Below are 17,763 nucleotides of genomic sequence, written 5' to 3' on the forward strand. Positions count from 1 at the left end.
CGCGCGGAATGCTGGAACGCAGCCTGCGCTTCGCCATCGCGCACCGCTGGCTGATGCTGGCACTGACGATCGCACTGATCGCCGTCGGCAGCTGGAGTTTCAGCCGGCTGCCGATCGACGTCACGCCCGACATCACCAACGTGCAGGTGCAAGTCAACACCCAGGTGGACGGCTATTCGCCGCTGGAATCGGAACAGCGGGTGACATTCCCGATCGAGACGGTGCTGGCAGGCCTTCCTGGACTGGACTACACCCGTTCGATCTCGCGCTACGGACTCTCGCAGGTGACCGTGGTGTTCAAAGACGGCACCGACCTGTACTTCGCGCGCCAGCAGGTCGCCGAGCGCATACAGCAGGTGAAGTCCCAGTTGCCGGAGGGACTGGAGCCCGAAATGGGTCCCATCGCGACCGGCATGGGCGAGATCTTCATGTACACGGTGGAAGCGGAGGACAAAGCGCGCAAGGCGGATGGCACGCCGTACACCGCCACCGACCTGCGCACGCTGCAGGATTGGGTGGTGCGGCCGCAGTTGCGCAACGTGCCAGGCGTGACCGAGGTGAATACCATCGGCGGCTTCGCACGCCAGATCCACATCACGCCGGACCCGGCACAGCTGGTCGCGCTCGGTTTCACCCTGCACGACGTGGTCACGGCGGTTTCCACCAACAACCAGAACGTCGGCGCGGGTTACATCGAGCGCAATGGCCAGCAGTTCCTCGTGCGCGCGCCCGGACAGGTCGCCGATCTGGACGGCATCCGCGACATCGTGCTCGACCGGCGCGACGGCGTGCCGATCCGCGTGCGCGACGTGGCGCAGGTCGGCGAGGGTCCGGAGTTGCGCACCGGTGCGGCGACGATGGACGGCCGCGAAGTCGTGCTCGGCACCACCTTCATGCTGATCGGTGCCAACAGCCGCGAGGTGGCGCAGGCCACCGCGGCGCGCCTGGCCGAAGCCGGCCGCAGCCTGCCGGCAGGCGTACGCGCCGTGCCGGTGTACGACCGCACCTCGCTGGTCGACCGCACCATCCGCACCGTGGCGAAGAACCTGGTGGAAGGTGCGTTGTTGGTCATCGCCGTGTTGTTCCTGCTGTTGGGCAACGTGCGTGCGGCGCTCATCACCGCGGCGGTGATCCCGCTGGCGATGCTGTTCACGCTGACCGGCATGGTCCGGGGCGGTGTGTCCGGCAATCTGATGAGCCTGGGCGCGCTGGACTTCGGCCTGATCGTGGACGGCGCCGTCATCATCATCGAGAACTGCCTGCGTCGCTTCGGCGAGCTGCAGCACGCGCTCGGACGCGCGCTGACCGAGGAGGAACGCCTGGACGCGACGGCGTCCGCGACCGCCGAAGTCATCCGGCCCAGCCTGTTCGGCCTGGGCATCATCACCGCGGTCTACCTGCCGATCTTCGCGCTCACCGGCGTGGAGGGAAAGATGTTCCATCCGATGGCGATCACGGTCGTGCTGGCCCTGACCGGCGCGATGGTGCTGTCGCTTACGTTCGTGCCCGCCGCCATCGCGCTGTTCCTGCGCGGCAAAGTGCAGGAGAAGGACACGCGGTTGATGCAGTGGGCGCGTCGTGCCTATGCACCTGCGCTGGCGTGGGCGCTGCGCCGGCGCGTGCCCGTGGTCGCCGGCGCGTTGGCGACGGTGGTGCTGTGCGGCGTGCTGTCCACGCGCCTGGGTTCGGAGTTCGTGCCCAGCCTGGACGAAGGCGACATCGCGATGCACGCGATGCGCATTCCTGGTACCAGCCTGGACCAGGCCGTGCACATGCAATCCACGCTGGAAGCGCGGATCAAGCAGTTCCCCGAGGTGCATCGCGTGTTCGGCAAGCTCGGCACCGCCGAGGTGGCGACCGATCCGATGCCGCCCTCGGTCGCCGACACCTTCATCATGCTCAAGCCGCGCAACGAATGGCCGGATCCGCGCAAGACGAAGGCAGCGCTGGTGGCCGAGATCGAAACCGCGGTGAAGCAGATCCCAGGCAACAATTACGAGTTCACCCAGCCGATCCAGATGCGCATGAACGAGTTGATCTCCGGCGTGCGCGCGGACGTGGCGATCAAGGTCTACGGCGACGACCTGGATACGCTGGTCAAACTCGGCGAACAGGTCGAAGCGGTGGCGAAGGCCGTGGACGGCGCCGCCGATGTGCGGCTGGAGCAGGCAACGGGCTTGCCGTTGCTGACGATCACCCCGGACCGCCAGGCGCTGATCCGTTACGGCCTCAATCCCGGCGACGTGCAGCACACCGTCGCGACCGCTGTGGGCGGTGAAGTGGCCGGCCAGTTGTTCGAGGGCGATCGTCGCTTCGATATCGTCGTGCGACTGCCGGAAGCGTTGCGACAGGACCCAGCCGCACTGCACGACCTGCCGATCCCGTTGGGCGGCGATGGCAACCTGGACGAGTCCACCCGCACGCCGGGCTGGGATTCCGGCGCACCAGGAACGGTGCCGCTGCGCGAAGTCGCCACGATCGCGACCACGCTGGGCCCGAACCAGGTGAACCGCGAGAACGGCAAGCGCCGCGTGGTGGTCACCGCCAATGTGCGCGGTCGCGACCTGGGCGGGTTCGTCGCCGAACTGCAACAACGCATCGATGCCGAGGTCGAGGTGCCCGCCGGCTACTGGGTGGACTACGGCGGCACCTTTGAGCAGCTCATCTCCGCCGGTCAGCGACTGGGCGTGGTGGTGCCGGTCACCCTGGTCATCATTTTCGCGCTGCTGTTCTGGGCGTTCGGCTCGTGGAAGGATGCGGCGATCGTCTTCACCGGCGTACCGCTGGCGCTGACCGGCGGCGTGGTGGCGCTGGCGTTGCGCGGCATTCCGTTGTCGATCTCGGCGGGGGTGGGCTTCATCGCGCTCTCGGGGGTGGCGGTGCTCAATGGCCTGGTGATGATCGCCTTCATCCGCAAGCTGCGTGAGCAGGGCATGGCGCTCGATACCGCCGTCGTCGATGGCGCGCTGGGTCGTCTGCGTCCGGTGCTGATGACCGCGCTGGTGGCCTCGCTCGGTTTCCTGCCGATGGCGTTTAACGTGGGCGCGGGTTCGGAAGTGCAGCGCCCGCTGGCGACGGTGGTGATCGGCGGCATCGTGTCGTCCACGCTGCTGACCTTGCTGGTGCTGCCGGTGCTGTACCGATGGTGGCATCGCCGCGAGGAAGCGCGCGCCTGACGTCGCCTAGAAGAGGTCGTCCGCGATGACGTAGTTGTCGCGGCCGGCCGACTTCGCGCGGTACAGCGCGGCGTCAGCACGCGAGAACCAGTCGTGCCACGTCTTCTCCTGTTCGCGCAGCAGCGCCGAACCGAGCGAGATCGTGATGCGTCCGCCCGGTCCACGCAGCCCGCCGCGCACTGCTTTGCGCAGGCGCTCGGTGGCGGCTTCGAGGTCCGCGCTGGAGTCCACTTCCAGCAGGACGACGAATTCCTCGCCGCCGAACCGGAACACCTGGTCGTTGCGTCGCATCTCGAAACGCAGGATCGACGCAAGGTCGGCGATGGCGGCATCGCCGGCCGCATGGCCGTAGAGGTCGTTGACCTCCTTGAACTTGTCCAGGTCCAGCACGACCAGGCCGAAGCCGCGACCGCTGCGCTGGAACGCGTCGACCGCATCGGACAGCACGCGCTCCATGCTGCGCCGGTTCGGCAAGCCGGTCAGTGCGTCGAGCGCAGCGAGGCGTTCCAGGCGAGCGCGATCGTCTTGTGTCCTGGCCGCGAACACATGCGAGAAGCCGGTGACCAGGAGCGCGCTGATCAACACCGAGGCCGCATGCACGCCATCGTGGAAGAAGCCCGGTATCAGCTGCATCCCAAGGATCAGCGCGACATTGCAGCCCACCGCCAGCCAGCGGTGCGCGATGAAGAAGTTGGTCAACAGGACGAGGTAAGTCCAACTGAGCGCCGTGTGCCCGGTGACCAGGCAGGCGGCGAAGGTTGCCAGCGAGTTAAGAACGGCCAACGCATTCCCTGCACGGACGCTGTCGCCGGTGCGCCAGGCGTAGACCACCGGTAAGCACACGACGATGACGATGCCCAGGTCCAGCCATGCCATCGGCCACTGTCCGGTGAACGCACGGTAGGTGCCGAACGACGCGATGGTGACCGCCGTGATGGAACCCAACAGGACGATGATGTCCAGGCGGAAATCGCGGCGTTTCGGCTTCATCTCGAGGGCCGGATGCGGACGATGGGAGTCGGTGGATTCGTCGCTCAACGGGAACAGGATCGGTCGGCTGCGCCACCCCGGCGCCCGCGCAGTGTAGGCCTTGGCTCGAAGGCGGGAGTGATGCCGGTCACGCTTGCCGACGCCGCGCCGGGTCGATCTGCACGGACCTCTCACACAATGCCCAAGCCGTCATTGCGCATTCAGCCCGTCGCGCCAAGACTCTCGGCACCGCATCGGAGGAGACGGGACATGAAGGCATTGAAAACCGCTGTGATGGTGGCGTCGCTGGGTTTCGCGATGGCGTCAGCCATGCCGGCCACCGCGCAGACCGTGGGCTACAACATCCGCACAGGCGACGTCTGGGTGGATACGCGCCTGGGCGAAATCAACGATTACGGACGTCGTTACCGCGACCCGTTCGTGTCGGAAATGACCGGTTACTACGGCGCTCCGCGCTCGTTGGTGCTCGAACTGCTGGATCGCCGCGGCTGGGCACCGGCCGACGTGTACTTCGCCTGCGCCATCGCGCGCGCGCTCGGCATTCCCTGCCTGGACGTCGTGCACCGTTATGACCGCAACCCGGGCATTGGCTGGGGCAACCTCGCCAAGCAGATGGGTATCAAGCCGGGCTCGCGCGAGTTCCACGCGCTGAAGAACGGCGCCGTCGGCACCTACGATCGCTGGGGCTATCCGATCCGTGTCGACCAACGCGTCAGCGTGGACTGGTCCAAGCATGGTCCTGGCCACGGCAAGGGCGGCAACAACGGCAATAACGGCAATAACGGCAAGCCTGCGCAGGCGGGTCCCGCCAAGCAGGACCATTCGAGCCACGGACAGGGCAATAGTGGCAAGGGACCCGGCAACAGCAACAAGGGGAACAATGGCAAGGGCAATGGGAAAGGCAACGGACGCGACTGAGCGCTCCCTTTCCGGAACGACGAACGGCCTCCTCACGGAGGCCGTTTTCGTTTGTGGAGTCTTGTGCGCGCCACCACTGGGAGCGCGCGGGTGGGCCCGCGTCGCGTGAGCGTCGCGTGAAAGGGTTCTGGAACGAGGTGTCGCATAGTCCGCCCAACGACATCCGCCTGCGCCACCCGCAGGCGCGGGCCTGATCGCCCGGCTCCATCCCGACGCCGATTGCATAGCACCGTTGGAACAAGGAAGCCCCACCATGCCGTTCCCCAGAACCGACCGGCTTTCCTTCGCCATCGCAGGGTGGCTCGGCTGCACGGCCATGGCGGTGTCGTCCGCAGCATGGGGGGCGTGCGATACCCTCGCGCCCACTACCGGACAGCGCGTCGTCTGCGGCACATCCGCACCCAATCCCGCCACCGGCGGTGTGGTCGCGGCGCCTGACAGCCGTGATGTGGGCGTCACAGTTCTTTCTGGGAGCGCGCTCACGCCCGCCAGCGGGCCGGGTGTGCAGATTCGCGATGCGAGCCGGGTCGACAACCAAGGCACGATCGAACTCGCCGCCGGCAATGCCCTTGATGCGGTGTTCGCACAGGGCAGTGACAACGTGGTGACGAACACCGGCCGCATCGTGACCGCGGGTGGCACCTCAGACGGTATCCAGACCAACGGCAGCCGCAACCTGCTGTCGAACGCCGCCACCGGTACCATCACCACGACGGGTGCGAACGCTAACGGTCTGCTGTCATTGGGCGGCAGCGCTAACACCCTGGAGAACGCCGGCACCATCACCGTCGGCGGCACGGGAGCGAACGCGATCCAGGTCAACGGTGGCAGCGACAACATCGTGGTGAATCGCGGGACCTTGAGTGCGCTCGGTAGCGCCGGTCACGGCATCAGTGTCGCGGGTACGGGTTCGCGTGTGATCAACGAAGCGTCCGGACGCATCAGCAGCCAGTCGGGTCGCGGCGTGGTCATGATGAGCGGCGGAACGATGATCAACGACGGTCTGATCGAAGCGCTCGGCGGCGTGGGGGTCGTGTTCGCGGGAAGTGGAAACGGCACGCTAGTCAACCGCGGCACGATCCGCGGCACGGCGGGCGGCGTGGAGTTTGGCGCGGGTGCCGACCGTCTCGAGATGCTCGGCGGCGCGATTACCGGAAGCGTCATCCAGGGAGAAGGCAATGACGTGATCGTCATGGAGGCGGGGACGCTGCAGCAGGTCGACCAGGGTGGAGGAAGCGATCTGTTCGACATGCGCGGCGGCACGGTCACGGGTACGGTGCAGCAGGGCGGGGGCATCGATGATTTCGTGATGAGCGGTGGCCAGATAGGCGCCCTGCTGCAGGGCGATGCGCTGGACACATTCAGGATGACCGGCGGGCACATCGTCGGTGCCTTCGAGGATGGCGACCGCGCGGTGATGACGGGTGGCCGCATCGGTCGCGTCAACATGAAGTTGGACGACAACGTGTTCGAGATGTCGGGCGGGATCATCGACGGCAACCTGGTGACCGGCTTCGGCAACGACACCATCGTGCTTACCGACGGCTACATCGGCGGCAACATCAGCGTCAGTGGCGGCAACGACAGCGTGACGGTCAGTGGCGGCGTGGTGCGTGGCGAAGTCCGCGTGAGCACGGGCGACGACCGATTCGCCTGGGACGGCGGCGGCATCATCTACGGGGCGATCGACCTGGGTGAAGGCAACGACACCGCGGTGCTCCGCAGCCTGGGAAACGCGCACCTGGGCGCGATGCCATCGCTATCCGGTGGAACCGGCGTCGATGCGATCCAGTTCGACAACGTCACCACGGCCGGTGTAGCCCGCTACCAGGGCTGGGAGAACGTCGCCGCGCGCAACGACAGCCAACTGGTCTTCGATGGCGATCTGGTCCTGGGGGATGCGGGCAGCGGCACGGGCGAGTTGGATGTCGACGCCAGCAGCACATTGTTCGCGGGCGGCGGCGCGCATGCCGCACTGCGCGCCTTCACGGATGGCCAGATGGCGGGCCTGGTGAACGCAGGTCGCATCGATCTGACCAATGGCGCTTCGGGTGCGAGCGATACCTTCACCATCGTGGGCAATTACATCGGCCAGAATGCGGCGGTGTTCCTGCAGACGGTGCTCGGCGACGACACTTCCGCATCCGACCGCTTGATTCTGTCAGGTGGAACGGCGAGCGGTACGACCGGGTTGGAGATCGTCAACCTGGGCGGGCAGGGTGGGGTGACGCTGCTGGACGGCATTCTCGTCGTGCAGGCGTTGGCGGGAGCGAGTTCGACGGACACGGCCTTCGCGTTGTTCAGCCCGGTGGCCGCGGGCGCGTTCGAGTACTTCCTGTTCAAGGGCGGTATTTCCGACGGCAGCTCGGAAAACTGGTACCTGCGCTCGACGCTGGTCGCGCCGCCGACAGCACCGCCGCCCACGCCCGCACCCGCACCGGATCCCACCCAACCCGGCAGCGACGGTCCCGCGCCGCCGCCGCCGCCGCCGGTGATACCGCCACCACCTCCCTTACCGCCCGCCCCCCCTCCGCCACCGGAAGGCGTGGATGAGCCGAATCCGGAACAACCACCACCCGCACCGCCGGCGCCACCACCTGAGCCTCCGGATGTCGCACCTCCCGCGCCGCCGCCGCCGATCCCGCACGTGCCGGACGATCCGCCCTCGATTCCCGTGCCGTCGCAGTCGGATGCGCCAACACCGCCTGCACCGCCACGCCCGAATCCCGAGGCCGTGCCCGCGACGGGCTCCGTGATCCTGCTCTATCGCGTCGAAACGCCTACGTACGCCGTCGTGCCGCCGGTGGTCCACCAGCTCGCGATGGCATCGCTCGGCACCTTCCACGAGCGACTCGGGGGCCAGGTCTTGATGCGCAGCGAAGGCGGACTGAGCGCGGCCTGGGGCCGCGTGATCGGGCAGGATGTGGAGCAGACGTGGTCGGGCAGCGTCGACCCCACCTTCGACGGAACGTTATGGGGCGTGCAGGCGGGTGTCGACCTGCATGCACGCGAAACAGACGGTGGCCATCGCGACCATATCGGCCTGTTCCTAGGGCGCGTTCGCGCAGACGGCGACGTGCGCGGATTCGCGCTGGGTTGGCAGCATCTCGCCACCGGCACGGTGAAACTGGACGACACCCATCTCGGCCTGAGCTGGACGCGCGTCGGGCCAACTGGCGGTTATCTCGACGCGGTGCTGATGGCGAGCCGCTACGACGGCGACGCCACGTCCGTGCGCGGCGTGGGCGTGGACCTTGAGGGCGACGGGCTGACCGCTTCGCTCGAGGCGGGTTTGTCGTTCCGCTGGCGTAGGGATTCGCGTTGGACGCTGGAGCCGCAGTGGCAGGTGATCTGGCATCGGGCGGCGTTCGACGACCGGCACGATGCGTTCGCGCACGTGTCGATCGACACCGATGCTGCGCTCAGCAGTCGCTTCGGGCTACGGCTTGCGGGTGACTTCGTCGGCCAGCGAAGCCATTGGCAGCCCTACCTCAAGCTCAATGTGTGGCATGGCTTCGGTGGCGATGATCGGGTGCGGCTGGATGCCGACGAGATCACGACGGCGCAGCGTTACCGCGCGCTGGAACTGGGAGGCGGCGTAGCTGCACGCCTCGGCACGCATGTCAGCCTGTACTTCGCGCTCGATCACACGCGTGATGTCGGCAGTACGAAGGGGATGAAGCGCGCGTGGGAGGGCAGCCTGGGGCTGCGTGCCGACTGGTGAAGCCGCTGGCGGCCTCAGGCCGTCAGCGCTTCCAGCGTTTTGAATACCTGCGGGACGGCCATCGCCGGCGTGCCGCCGTTGACCGACACGGCGCGCAGGCCATGCTGGTAGCTCTGCCAGATCATGTCGTCGGCATGCTGGATGTCCACGCCGCGGAACTCACCGGCGGCCATGCCGCGACTGAGTTCGCTGCGCACGGGTTCGCGCATGCGGCGCAGTGCGGCATTCATTTCCGCTTCGACCGTCGGCGACCAGCGCGCAGAGACGCTCCACAGGGCGGGGAAGGCGATGAAATTGGCGGCATCCTCGCGCGCCATCCAGAAATAGAAATCCAGGATGCGTTGCGCATGCGTCGATCCCTGCGGCCGTTCCACCATCGGTGCCCGCCGCGCCGTGTAATCGCGGATCAGCAGGGTGGCGATGATGTCCGCCTTGGTTTCGAAGTGCAGGATGACGCCACGCGCGCTGAGTCCGGTCTCTTCACCCAAGTCCATCAGCGTGGTCTGGTCGAACCCCTTGGTGAAGAACAGGCGGCGTGCGGCGGCCAGGACGGCTTCCCGCGTCTCCTGGCTGGTGCGTCGCTTGTGCGTAGGGTTGGAACTCACAGGCATCCTCCGGTTTTGCGTGGGAAGGCGCTCCGACACCGGCGTGGGCATCGGCCCATTCCGTTCGCTGGCGTATGTTGCCCCTCCCACAGTCGCATTCTGCCCGGATTCATGCATTTATTGGAACAGGTTCCGCACATCCGCCGTGAAACGCGCACGTGCATGCCGTGAATCGGGTCCGCGGACACGTTTTCACACGGTAACAGGGATTTCGCTAGGCGCTGATTTGCCGCGCTGCGTCAAAAGACAGGTCGAAGACGCGCTGGACCGGTGGGCCCAGTTCGCCCGCCAGCAGGGCCAGCAGGAACAGGCCCAAGAGCAACGCCGTGGGGAGGCCGAGCTGGATCGGGTTGAGCGCGGGCGCGGCGCGTCCCAGCACGCCAAAGGCCAGGTTGACCGCGAGCATCGCCACCATCACCGGCAGGGCGAGCCCCAAGGCCGCGCGCAGGATGTGGGTGAACAGCATGGGCGCCACTTCCAGCATCTGTTGTACGTCGGGTAGTGCGCTGCCGATTGGCAGCGAGCGATAGCTGTCGACCAACAACGACACCATCGCCAGATGGCCGTTAAGCGTGAAGAAGATCAAACCGAAGGCGAGATAGAACCACTGTCCCACCACGCCGGAATTCACGCCGCGCAGCGGATCGGACATCTGCGCGAAGGCTAGGCCCGTACCTTGCGAAATGAGTTCGCCGGCGAGCGCGCCCGCCTCGAACGCCAGGCGCAGCATAAAGCCCATGCTGGCGCCGACGGCGAGTTCGCGTGCGACGTTGAGGACAGTGGACGCGTCGAAGGCAATGCGATCCGGCGTGCCGGGCAGCAACGGCGCGAGCGCCATCGCGAGCGCCCCGGCGATGATTACGCGCACGCGCACCGACACTGCGCGCGTGCCGATCAGCGGCGCGGCCATCAGCAGCGCGCCGGTGCGGAGCATCGTCCACAGGATGGCATTGATCATGCCGAAGGCCTGCTGGCCGTCGATCACCATCTGGGTGGCGGCATCCATCGCGTTGCGGCCGTCGTCAGCCGATCAGATGCGGCAAACGCTGGAACAGCGCCGTCGTGTACTCCACCAGCACGCCTAGAAGATAGCTGCCGGTGGCGAACAGGGCCGCCGTCAGCGCGATGGCCTTGGCGACGAAGGCGATGGTCGGTTCGTTGAGTTGCGTGGCCGCCTGGATCACGCCGACGACGACGCCGACGACCAGCACGACCAACAGCAGCGGGCCACCGACCCAGAGCGCGACTTCCAGGCCGCCGCGCAGTTCGGTGAGGGCGAGTTCGGGGCTCATGCCGGTCTCCTCAGACGCCGTTGAAGCTGGCGGCCAGCGAACCGACGATCAGCACCCAACCGTCGACCAGCACGAACAGCAGGATCTTGAACGGCGCGGACACCAGCATCGGCGAGAGCATCATCATGCCCATCGACATCAGCACGCTGGCAACCACGAGGTCGATGATCACGAACGGGATGAAGATCAGGAAGCCGATCTCGAAGGCCGTCTTCAGTTCGCTGGTGATGAACGAGGCAACGACGATGGGGAAGGGCACGTCCGCTGGGCTCGCGTAGGCGCCGTGGCCGGCCAGACCGGCGAAGGTCATCAGGTCGGTCTCGCGGACCTGCGCCAGCATGAAGTCGCGCAGCGGTCCGGTGGTCAGCGTCCAGGCGCTGGAGAAATCGATCTGGCCGTTGAGGTAGGGCGCCATGCCCTGGGCCCAGGCTTTTTCGCCCACGGGCATCATCACCAGCATGGTGAGGAACAGCGCCAGCCCGACCAGCACCTGGTTGGAAGGCGTCTGGCCGGTACCGAGCGCCTGCCGCAGCAGGCCAAGCACGATGATGATGCGGGTGAACGCGGTCATCGCCAGCAGCGCCGACGGGATCAGCGTGATCGCCGTCATCAGCAGCAGTGTCTGCAACGGCAGGCTGACCGTGTTGTCGCCTACCTGGCCGACGTTGACCTTCGGCAGAGCGGGCAGGGTCGGCGCCGTCGGTGCAGCGGGCGCGGCCGGGGTCGCGGCGGGAGCGGCAGCAGGCGGCTGCGCGGGCGCGGCCTGGGCCAGCGCAAGGACTGGCGCGCACAGCCACAGCAGGCAGATCAGGGAAAGGACGAAACGGCGCATCTCAGGTCTCTTTGCGCAGGCGCTTGGCCAGCAGCTCGGCGAAGTTGGGCATCGTCGGCGCGGGCGCGACGATCAGCGGTTCGGGCAGCGTATGCAGGGCGGTGATGCCGCCGGCACTCACGCCGATCAGCAGTTGTTCCTTGCCCACCTCGATCACCATCACGCGCTCCTTGGCGCCGACCGACAGCATCGACACCACGCGGAGCTGTTCGCTGGGACGGATGCCCAGGCCGGCACCCGGCAAACGCTTGAGCAGCCAGGCCAGGCCGAGGATCAGACCCAGCACCAAGATCAGGCCAACCAGCGCGCCGCCGATGCCGGGCGTGGAGGGCGCGTGCTGGCCGATCTTCTGGGCGGGCGCCGCGGCGGCGGCGAGAAGGGCGAAGGCGTGCATCGTCGGGCTCAGCGCAGGCGGCGGATGCGTTCGCTGGGGCTGACCACGTCGGTCAGGCGCACACCGAATCGGTCGTTAACCACGACGACTTCGCCATGCGCGATCAGCGTGCCGTTGACGAACACGTCCAGCGGTTCGCCGGCGCCGCGCTCCAGTTCCACCACCGAACCCTGGTTGAGCTGCAGCAGGTTGCGAATCGGCATGCGGGTGCGGCCGACTTCCAGCGACAACGTCACCGGCACGTCGAGGATGACGTCCAGGCTCATGTCGGGTTCGGCGGCGTGGGTCTCGGCCTGAGCGTCGTCGAGGGTCGCGAGGTCTTCGTTCTCGGGAATCATGGTGTGGCGTCCTGGAAAGCGAACGGGGTGAGGGCCTGGCGTGAAATCTGCGGTGCCTTGCCGCTGCCGGGCGGGTGCTTGGCGACGATCTTCACGGCGTTCTGGCCGTTGGAGATGCCGAATTCGCCGGTGAAGACCGGCACCTGCTCGACGCAGACCGGCACGGAACGGGGGAGATCGATCGGCAGGATGTCGCCGACCTTCAGCTGGGTGAGCTGGCGCAGGTTGATGCGCTTCTCGGCGAGCACGCTGGAGACGGTGACCTCCGCCTGGCGCAGCTGTTGGTGCATCGTCTCGCGGAAGCTGTCGTCGTCGTGGACGCGGTCGGACTGGATGCCGGCGTCCAGCAGTTCGCGGATCGGCTCGAGCATCGAGTACGGCAGGGTGACGTGCAGGTCGCCGCCGCCGCCGTCGAGTTCGACGTGGAAACGGCTCACGACCACGTACTCGCGAGGACTCACGATGTTGGCGAAGTGCGGATTGACCTCGCTGGTGATGTACTCGAAATCCACCGGCATCACCGGCGCCCAGGCATCGATCAGGTCGGTGAAGGTCTGCTTGAGCAGCAGCTGGATCACCCGCATCTCGGTCTGGGTGAACTCGCGGCCTTCGATCTTGGCCGGATAGCGGCCGTCGCCGCCGAAGAAGTTGTCCACCATGGTGAACACCAGCTTCGGTTCGAACACGATCAGGCCCACGCCGCGCAGCGGCTTGAACTTGATCAGGTTGAGGTTGGTCGGCACGTACAGCGAATGCAGGTAGTCGCCGAACTTGATGGTCTCGATGCCGCGCACCGACAGTTCCGCCGAGCGGCGCAGCAGGTTGAACAGGCCGATGCGCCACGTGCGGACGAAACGCTCGTTGATCATCTCCAGCGTCGGCAACCGGCCGCGCACGATGCGGTCCTGGCTGGCGAAATCGTAGGTGCGCGCGACCGTGGGGTCGTGCAGCGGTTCCTCGGTCTCGATCGCGCCGGAGTCGACGCCGTTGAGCAGGGCGTCGATCTCGTCTTGCGACAGCAGGTCACTGGTCATGGCGGCGGGTTCCGGTCACTGCATCACGAAGCTGGTGAACAACAGCGATTCGGCGGAGGGCTTGCCGGTCTCGGCGACCAGCAGCGCCTTCACCTCACCGAGTGCGGCGTTCTGCAGGCGTTCCTTGCCCTCGCGCGACATCAGCCCGGCGGCGTCCTGCTGGGCGAACAGCATCAGCAGGCGCGCGCGGATGGCGGGGGCGTGCAGCTCGATGGCCTTCAGCGACTCGGGGTCGCGCGTCATCAGCTGGACTTCGACCTGCAGGTAGCGCGCGCCGCCGCTCTCGCCGACAAGGTTGACCACGAACGGCGGTTCCAGCGCGAAGTACTGCGCGGGCGCGGGCACGGTGCCGGGGCTGGCGGCCTTCGGGCCTTCCGGCTTCTCTTCCTTCGCACCGTGGCTGGTGAAGTACCAGGCACCGCCGCCGGCCGCACCGGCCGCAATGAGCGCGACCAGGCCGATGGTCAGCAACGACTTGCCGCCCTTCGGCTTGTCGGCCTTGTCGGTCTTGGATTTGCTGGCGTTCTTGTCTGCGGCTGCCACGGCGGTGGATCTCCTGAGGGGTCAGCCCAGGTGATGCAAGCGGCGTGCCGTGGCGTGGAGGCGGGTCCGACGGGGTTTTGACGGGACGGCTTTCTGTAGGAGCGACGTCAGTCGCGACCGCTGAAATCCGGCGCACGCATCCTTTGACGGTCAAGCGCCCCTTGCTTGAACGGTCGTCCCGGGTCGGTACGGCGTGCGGTCGCGACTGACGTCGCTCCTACATACGCGCGAGATCATCAAGCGTACGCGTCGACCAGGCCGCGGGCGGTCATACGGACGGCGCGGGGCGTCTCGACGGTGGGTTCGGCGCTGTCTCCACGGTCTTCGCCGGTACGGGCGCTGCCGTCTTGCGACGGCGGTGCATGCTGGTGGCCCACGTCGGCATGCGCGAGCTGGAAGCCCTGTTGCCCCAGCATGTCGCGCAGACGCGGCAGGCTGCTCTCGAGCGCCTGGCGGACTTCTGCCTGGGCGCTGGAGAAATCGGCGTGCACGCGGTCGCCGTCCAGGCGCAGGCGGATCTCGACCGTGCCCAGGTCGTTCGGGGTGACCTTGATGTGGGCGTGGCCGATCTTCTGGTCCGCCATCCAGCGGACGGCATCGCCGATGTCCTCGTCGAAATGGCCGCCATGCAGATCGGCGCTCGGCGCCGACATCGCGTTGACCGTTTCGGTGCGGGACAGGCCGAGCGACGCGTTGGAGGCGCCAACGCCCGCCAGTACGTTGCCGGTCGGCAGGGTGCCGTCGGTGTCGTCGCTGCGGAACGCCTCGACGACGTCGCGCCCCAGCGCTACCACCTCGGGCAGGGCGGCCGCGACCTGGCCGGTCGCCAGGTGGGTGGCGAAGGAGAGCAGGTTCTGCAGCGGGGCCTTTGCCGACGCATCGGTGTTGGGTGTGACGGAGGCGGCCGTGGTCGTGGTCGTGGCGACGTCGGGGGCAGGGGCCTCGGACGCGGACGTGGCGAGCATCGCCTCGACCGGCAGACCGACGCGCGGCGCGCCCTGGCCCAGCACCGCATCGGTGACGGGTACGAATGCCGGCGGCGTCGTGGCGGCGGGCGGCGGCGTGAGCGGTGCATCCACGAGCACGGCCGTGCCTGCCGCCGGCGTCGCGGTGGTTACGGCGGTCGGTGCCGCATCGAGCAGGGCCAGCAGCGCGATCGGCGCGGCGTCGTCCTGCTTGATCTCGTCTTCGGCGACGGCAGTGTCCGTTGCGCCGTCCGTGCGGCCGAGCACGCGCGTATCGCCTTTGGCGACCTCGCGCGGTTCCCCGTCGCGCGCCACCGGCTTGCGCACGGGTGCGTCATCGCGCGGGGCGGGTCGGCGGACCATGTCGTCGAACGCAGGCTTGGCGCCGTCTTTCGCGCCGTCCTGCGCCGCAGGCTTGTTGGCGCCCGGCGATGCGGACGCGCTGGCGGCGGCGGGTGAGAACGTGGCCATCGGCGAGGGCATCAGGCGTCGCCCTCGGACGCGGTCGCGGCGAGGCGTGCGCGACGCGCGCCGAGGTCGTCCATCTCGCGCTGGTCGCGGCGGTCGACGATCTGCTTTTCCTGCACGCGGTAGCTGGCCGCCAGTTGCTCGAGCACCTGCTTGTCGCGGCTGGCCAGCAGCAGGCGGTCGCGTTCGATGTCCACGTTGGCGCGGCTGCGGTCGACGGTCTGCAACTGCTGCTTCAGCGCCTGGTCGATGCGGTCCAGGAACGCGCGGCGGTTGGCCAGCTGCGCCGGGCTGGTCGCGGCCATCTGGCTGTTCGCGTATTCCTCGGCGTACTGCCGCAGTTCCTCCAGCCGCGATTCCTGCATCGCCAGCGCATGCTGGCGGTCGGCCAGCTCGCGGGCGACGGAATCCTCGTGCTCCTGGGCGCGGCGCAGCAGGGGATCGATTCGGCGGGACTGCATCATGACGGGGGGTCCTTGGCGTTACTGCAGACCGTCGGGCATCGGGATGCCGACGGGGGCGTTGCGTTGGATCAGGGCTTCCAGGGCGGCGCGGCTGCTCGGCAGGTCGGCGGCGCGCGCCACGTCCTGGCCGAGGAACTCGACGATCTCCGGCCAGCGTTCCAGGGCTTCGTCCACGGTCGGATCGTTGCCGCGCTGGTAGGCGCCGATGGCGATCAGGTCGCGGTTGCTGTTGTAGGCCGACAGCAGTCGCTTGAGCTTGCGGATGCGGTCGCGCCAGGTCTCGTCGGCGATCTCGGTGACCACGCGGCTGACCGACGACTCCACGTCGATCGCCGGGTACAGCCCGCTGTCGGCCACGCGGCGCGAGAGCAGGATGTGGCCGTCCAGGATCGCGCGCGCGGCGTCGGCGATCGGATCCTGCGGATCGTCGCCTTCGGTCAGCACGGTGTAGAACGCGGTGATCGAACCGCGCCCCTTGGCGCCGTTGCCGGCGCGCTCGACGAGTGCGGGCAGGCGCGCGAACACGGACGGCGGATAGCCGCGCGTGGTGGGCGGCTCGCCGACCGACAGGCCGATCTCGCGCTGCGCCTGGGCGAAGCGGGTCAGCGAGTCCATCAGCAACAGGACATTCAGGCCCTGGTCGCGGAACCATTCGGCGATGGCGGTGGCGCGATACGCGCCCTGCAGGCGCGCCAGCGGCGGCCGGTCGGCGGGGCTGGCGACGACGACGGCGCGCGCCAGGCCGGCGGGGCCGAGCGTGCTTTCGACGAAATCGCGTACTTCGCGGCCACGTTCGCCGATCAGGCCGACCACGATCACGTCGGCGGCGGTGTACTTGGTCATCATGCCCAGCAGCGTGGACTTGCCGACGCCGGAACCGGCGAACAGGCCGACACGCTGGCCGCGGCCGATCGGCAGCAGTGCGTTGATCGCGCGCACGCCGACATCCAGCGGCTGGGTGATCGGTTCGCGCGACAGCGGGTTGATCGCCACGCCGGCCAGGCCGACGCTGCCTTCGGCGCGGATCGGGCCACGGCCGTCGAGCGGCACGCCGTCGCTGTCGATCACGCGGCCCAGCAGACCTTCGCCGACTTCGACGCCGCCGCGGCGCCGTGAAGGCACCACGCGCGCATTCGGGAGCAGGCCGTGCAGTTCGGCGCTGGGCATCAGGTAGGTGCGTTCGCCGGCGAACCCGACGACTTCGGCGTCGACCCAACCGCCGTCGACGACTTCCACCTTGCAGGTGGCGCCCATCGGCGCTTCGCAGCCGATGGCTTCCAGGGTCAGGCCCACGGCGCGGCGCAGGATGCCTTCGCGGATGAGGCCTCGGCCGCCGAGTTCGGGATTGATCTGCGACAGCCGCGCCGAGAGGCGCAGGTCGCGCGCGGTCAGCCATTCCAGCGGCTGGGCGCTCATGCGCGCACCCCGCGGTTGAGGACCGTCTCGAGCGCGCCGCGTAGCCGCGCTTCCAGCGTGCCGTCGATGCGCACGCTCTCGGCGTGCACGCGCAGGTCGCCGCGGCTGAGGCTGGTGTCTGCGGTCAGGCGGGCATTGGGCGTCAACGCCAGTACCGGCGTGAGTGCCGCGATGTCGTCCGGGTGCAGGCGCAGTTCGACTTCGCGCTGCGCGCCGCCGACGGCATCCAGCGCGGTGGTCGCCAGTTCCTGCAGCAGCACCGGATCGGTCTGGTAGGCGCGGCCGACGAGGGCGCCGGCGACGCGCACGGCGAGTTCGGACAACGCGGCGACGACTTCGTTCTCGAGGCGGTCCAGCGGCCGCGAGAAATTGTCGAGGATGCCTTCCATCTGCGCGGCGAGCCGACGCACATCGGCCTGGCCATGCGAAAAGCCTTCGGCATGCCCTTCGGCCAGTCCGCGCTCCAGGCCTTCGCGGTAGGCCGCGTCCTGGATGGCCTGGATTTCCTCCAGCGTCGGCGGCACCGGCGGCGGCACGTCCTGGGCGGCCGTGGCGGCCGCGACCACCATGTCGAGCGGTGCGGGCATCCAGCGGATCGGCGAGG

Annotated in this window: 15 protein-coding genes and 1 pseudogene; 3 read left to right on the top strand and 13 right to left on the bottom strand. The window is 68.0% G+C overall.

Annotated features, from left to right (window positions below; translation table 11 throughout):
• Positions 1 to 8 precede the first annotated feature (8 nt).
• Positions 9 to 3,176, top strand: a complete 3,168-nt coding sequence (locus BM365_RS00685) for an efflux RND transporter permease subunit (protein WP_093489341.1) — start codon at positions 9 to 11, stop codon at positions 3,174 to 3,176.
• Positions 3,177 to 3,182: 6 nt separating this feature from the next.
• Here the strand turns inward: BM365_RS00685 and BM365_RS00690 are convergent, their stop codons facing one another.
• Positions 3,183 to 4,166, bottom strand: coding sequence for a GGDEF domain-containing protein (locus tag BM365_RS00690; RefSeq protein WP_093489343.1), 984 nt, complete (start codon positions 4,164 to 4,166; stop codon positions 3,183 to 3,185).
• Positions 4,167 to 4,415: 249 nt separating this feature from the next.
• Here BM365_RS00690 and BM365_RS00695 point away from each other — a divergent pair, with 249 nt between their 5' ends.
• Together BM365_RS00695 and BM365_RS18275 are read left to right on the top strand one after the other, a co-directional pair.
• Entirely contained in the window at positions 4,416 to 5,084 is a 669-nt protein-coding gene (locus BM365_RS00695) for a hypothetical protein (RefSeq protein WP_093485691.1), read from the top strand.
• A 253-nt stretch (positions 5,085 to 5,337) separates the two neighbouring features.
• The gene (locus tag BM365_RS18275; RefSeq protein WP_199186262.1) at positions 5,338 to 8,808 is read left to right on the top strand and encodes an autotransporter family protein; all 3,471 of its coding nucleotides are present in this window, start codon (positions 5,338 to 5,340) and stop codon (positions 8,806 to 8,808) included.
• Positions 8,809 to 8,822: 14 nt separating this feature from the next.
• Here BM365_RS18275 and BM365_RS00705 read toward each other — a convergent pair whose 3' ends face one another.
• The 12 genes and pseudogenes from BM365_RS00705 to BM365_RS00760 form a co-directional block, all read right to left on the bottom strand.
• Positions 8,823 to 9,413 (bottom strand): TetR/AcrR family transcriptional regulator, encoded by a 591-nt coding sequence (locus tag BM365_RS00705; protein ID WP_158253513.1) that lies wholly within the window; start codon positions 9,411 to 9,413, stop codon positions 8,823 to 8,825.
• 214 nt (positions 9,414 to 9,627) lie between these two features.
• Positions 9,628 to 10,419: a flagellar biosynthetic protein FliR gene (fliR, locus tag BM365_RS00710; protein ID WP_093485695.1), complete on the bottom strand. Its 792-nt coding sequence runs from the start codon at positions 10,417 to 10,419 to the stop codon at positions 9,628 to 9,630.
• 16 nt (positions 10,420 to 10,435) lie between these two features.
• Positions 10,436 to 10,705, bottom strand: a complete 270-nt coding sequence (locus BM365_RS00715; RefSeq protein ID WP_093302879.1) for a flagellar biosynthetic protein FliQ — start codon at positions 10,703 to 10,705, stop codon at positions 10,436 to 10,438.
• Positions 10,706 to 10,715: 10 nt separating this feature from the next.
• The gene (gene fliP / locus BM365_RS00720; RefSeq protein ID WP_093485697.1) at positions 10,716 to 11,537 is read right to left on the bottom strand and encodes a flagellar type III secretion system pore protein FliP; all 822 of its coding nucleotides are present in this window, start codon (positions 11,535 to 11,537) and stop codon (positions 10,716 to 10,718) included.
• Position 11,538: 1 nt separating this feature from the next.
• Positions 11,539 to 11,931, bottom strand: a complete 393-nt coding sequence (fliO, locus tag BM365_RS00725; protein ID WP_093485699.1) for a flagellar biosynthetic protein FliO — start codon at positions 11,929 to 11,931, stop codon at positions 11,539 to 11,541.
• 8 nt (positions 11,932 to 11,939) lie between these two features.
• A pseudogene (fliN, locus tag BM365_RS00730) lies at positions 11,940 to 12,200 on the bottom strand (flagellar motor switch protein FliN); the annotation flags it as partial.
• Positions 12,201 to 12,265: 65 nt separating this feature from the next.
• A complete protein-coding gene (gene fliM, locus BM365_RS00735) occupies positions 12,266 to 13,303 on the bottom strand; it encodes a flagellar motor switch protein FliM (RefSeq protein ID WP_093485701.1) in 1,038 nt (345 codons plus the stop codon).
• A 15-nt stretch (positions 13,304 to 13,318) separates the two neighbouring features.
• Positions 13,319 to 13,846 (bottom strand): flagellar basal body-associated FliL family protein, encoded by a 528-nt coding sequence (locus BM365_RS00740; protein ID WP_093485703.1) that lies wholly within the window; start codon positions 13,844 to 13,846, stop codon positions 13,319 to 13,321.
• 236 nt (positions 13,847 to 14,082) lie between these two features.
• Positions 14,083 to 15,294: a flagellar hook-length control protein FliK gene (locus BM365_RS17925; RefSeq protein ID WP_233210891.1), complete on the bottom strand. Its 1,212-nt coding sequence runs from the start codon at positions 15,292 to 15,294 to the stop codon at positions 14,083 to 14,085.
• A complete protein-coding gene (gene fliJ, locus BM365_RS00750) occupies positions 15,294 to 15,743 on the bottom strand; it encodes a flagellar export protein FliJ (RefSeq protein ID WP_093485705.1) in 450 nt (149 codons plus the stop codon). Before fliJ ends, BM365_RS17925 begins: the two co-directional genes overlap by 1 nt.
• 18 nt (positions 15,744 to 15,761) lie before the next feature.
• The gene (locus BM365_RS00755; protein WP_093485707.1) at positions 15,762 to 17,159 is read right to left on the bottom strand and encodes a FliI/YscN family ATPase; all 1,398 of its coding nucleotides are present in this window, start codon (positions 17,157 to 17,159) and stop codon (positions 15,762 to 15,764) included.
• On the bottom strand, positions 17,156 to 17,728 hold the full coding sequence (locus BM365_RS00760; protein WP_233210937.1) for a FliH/SctL family protein: 573 nt from the start codon (positions 17,726 to 17,728) through the stop codon (positions 17,156 to 17,158). The genes BM365_RS00755 and BM365_RS00760 overlap by 4 nt, the downstream gene beginning before the upstream one ends.
• Positions 17,729 to 17,763: the final 35 nt, after the last annotated feature.

The sequence above is a fragment of the Pseudoxanthomonas sp. YR558 genome, assembly GCF_900116385.1.
GTDB lineage: Bacteria > Pseudomonadota > Gammaproteobacteria > Xanthomonadales > Xanthomonadaceae > Pseudoxanthomonas_A.

Coding starts and splice junctions, on each gene's coding strand:
- BM365_RS00760 (WP_233210937.1), bottom strand. CDS start 17,728: ATGGTGGTCGCGGCCGCCACGGCCGCCCAGGACGTGCCGCCGCCGGTG.
- BM365_RS00685 (WP_093489341.1), top strand. CDS start 9: ATGCTGGAACGCAGCCTGCGCTTCGCCATCGCGCACCGCTGGCTGATG.
- fliJ (WP_093485705.1), bottom strand. CDS start 15,743: ATGATGCAGTCCCGCCGAATCGATCCCCTGCTGCGCCGCGCCCAGGAG.
- BM365_RS00755 (WP_093485707.1), bottom strand. CDS start 17,159: ATGAGCGCCCAGCCGCTGGAATGGCTGACCGCGCGCGACCTGCGCCTC.
- BM365_RS00690 (WP_093489343.1), bottom strand. CDS start 4,166: ATGAAGCCGAAACGCCGCGATTTCCGCCTGGACATCATCGTCCTGTTG.
- BM365_RS00695 (WP_093485691.1), top strand. CDS start 4,416: ATGAAGGCATTGAAAACCGCTGTGATGGTGGCGTCGCTGGGTTTCGCG.
- fliP (WP_093485697.1), bottom strand. CDS start 11,537: ATGCGCCGTTTCGTCCTTTCCCTGATCTGCCTGCTGTGGCTGTGCGCG.
- fliR (WP_093485695.1), bottom strand. CDS start 10,419: ATGGATGCCGCCACCCAGATGGTGATCGACGGCCAGCAGGCCTTCGGC.
- BM365_RS18275 (WP_199186262.1), top strand. CDS start 5,338: ATGCCGTTCCCCAGAACCGACCGGCTTTCCTTCGCCATCGCAGGGTGG.
- BM365_RS00715 (WP_093302879.1), bottom strand. CDS start 10,705: ATGAGCCCCGAACTCGCCCTCACCGAACTGCGCGGCGGCCTGGAAGTC.
- fliO (WP_093485699.1), bottom strand. CDS start 11,931: ATGCACGCCTTCGCCCTTCTCGCCGCCGCCGCGGCGCCCGCCCAGAAG.
- fliM (WP_093485701.1), bottom strand. CDS start 13,303: ATGACCAGTGACCTGCTGTCGCAAGACGAGATCGACGCCCTGCTCAAC.
- BM365_RS17925 (WP_233210891.1), bottom strand. CDS start 15,294: ATGCCCTCGCCGATGGCCACGTTCTCACCCGCCGCCGCCAGCGCGTCC.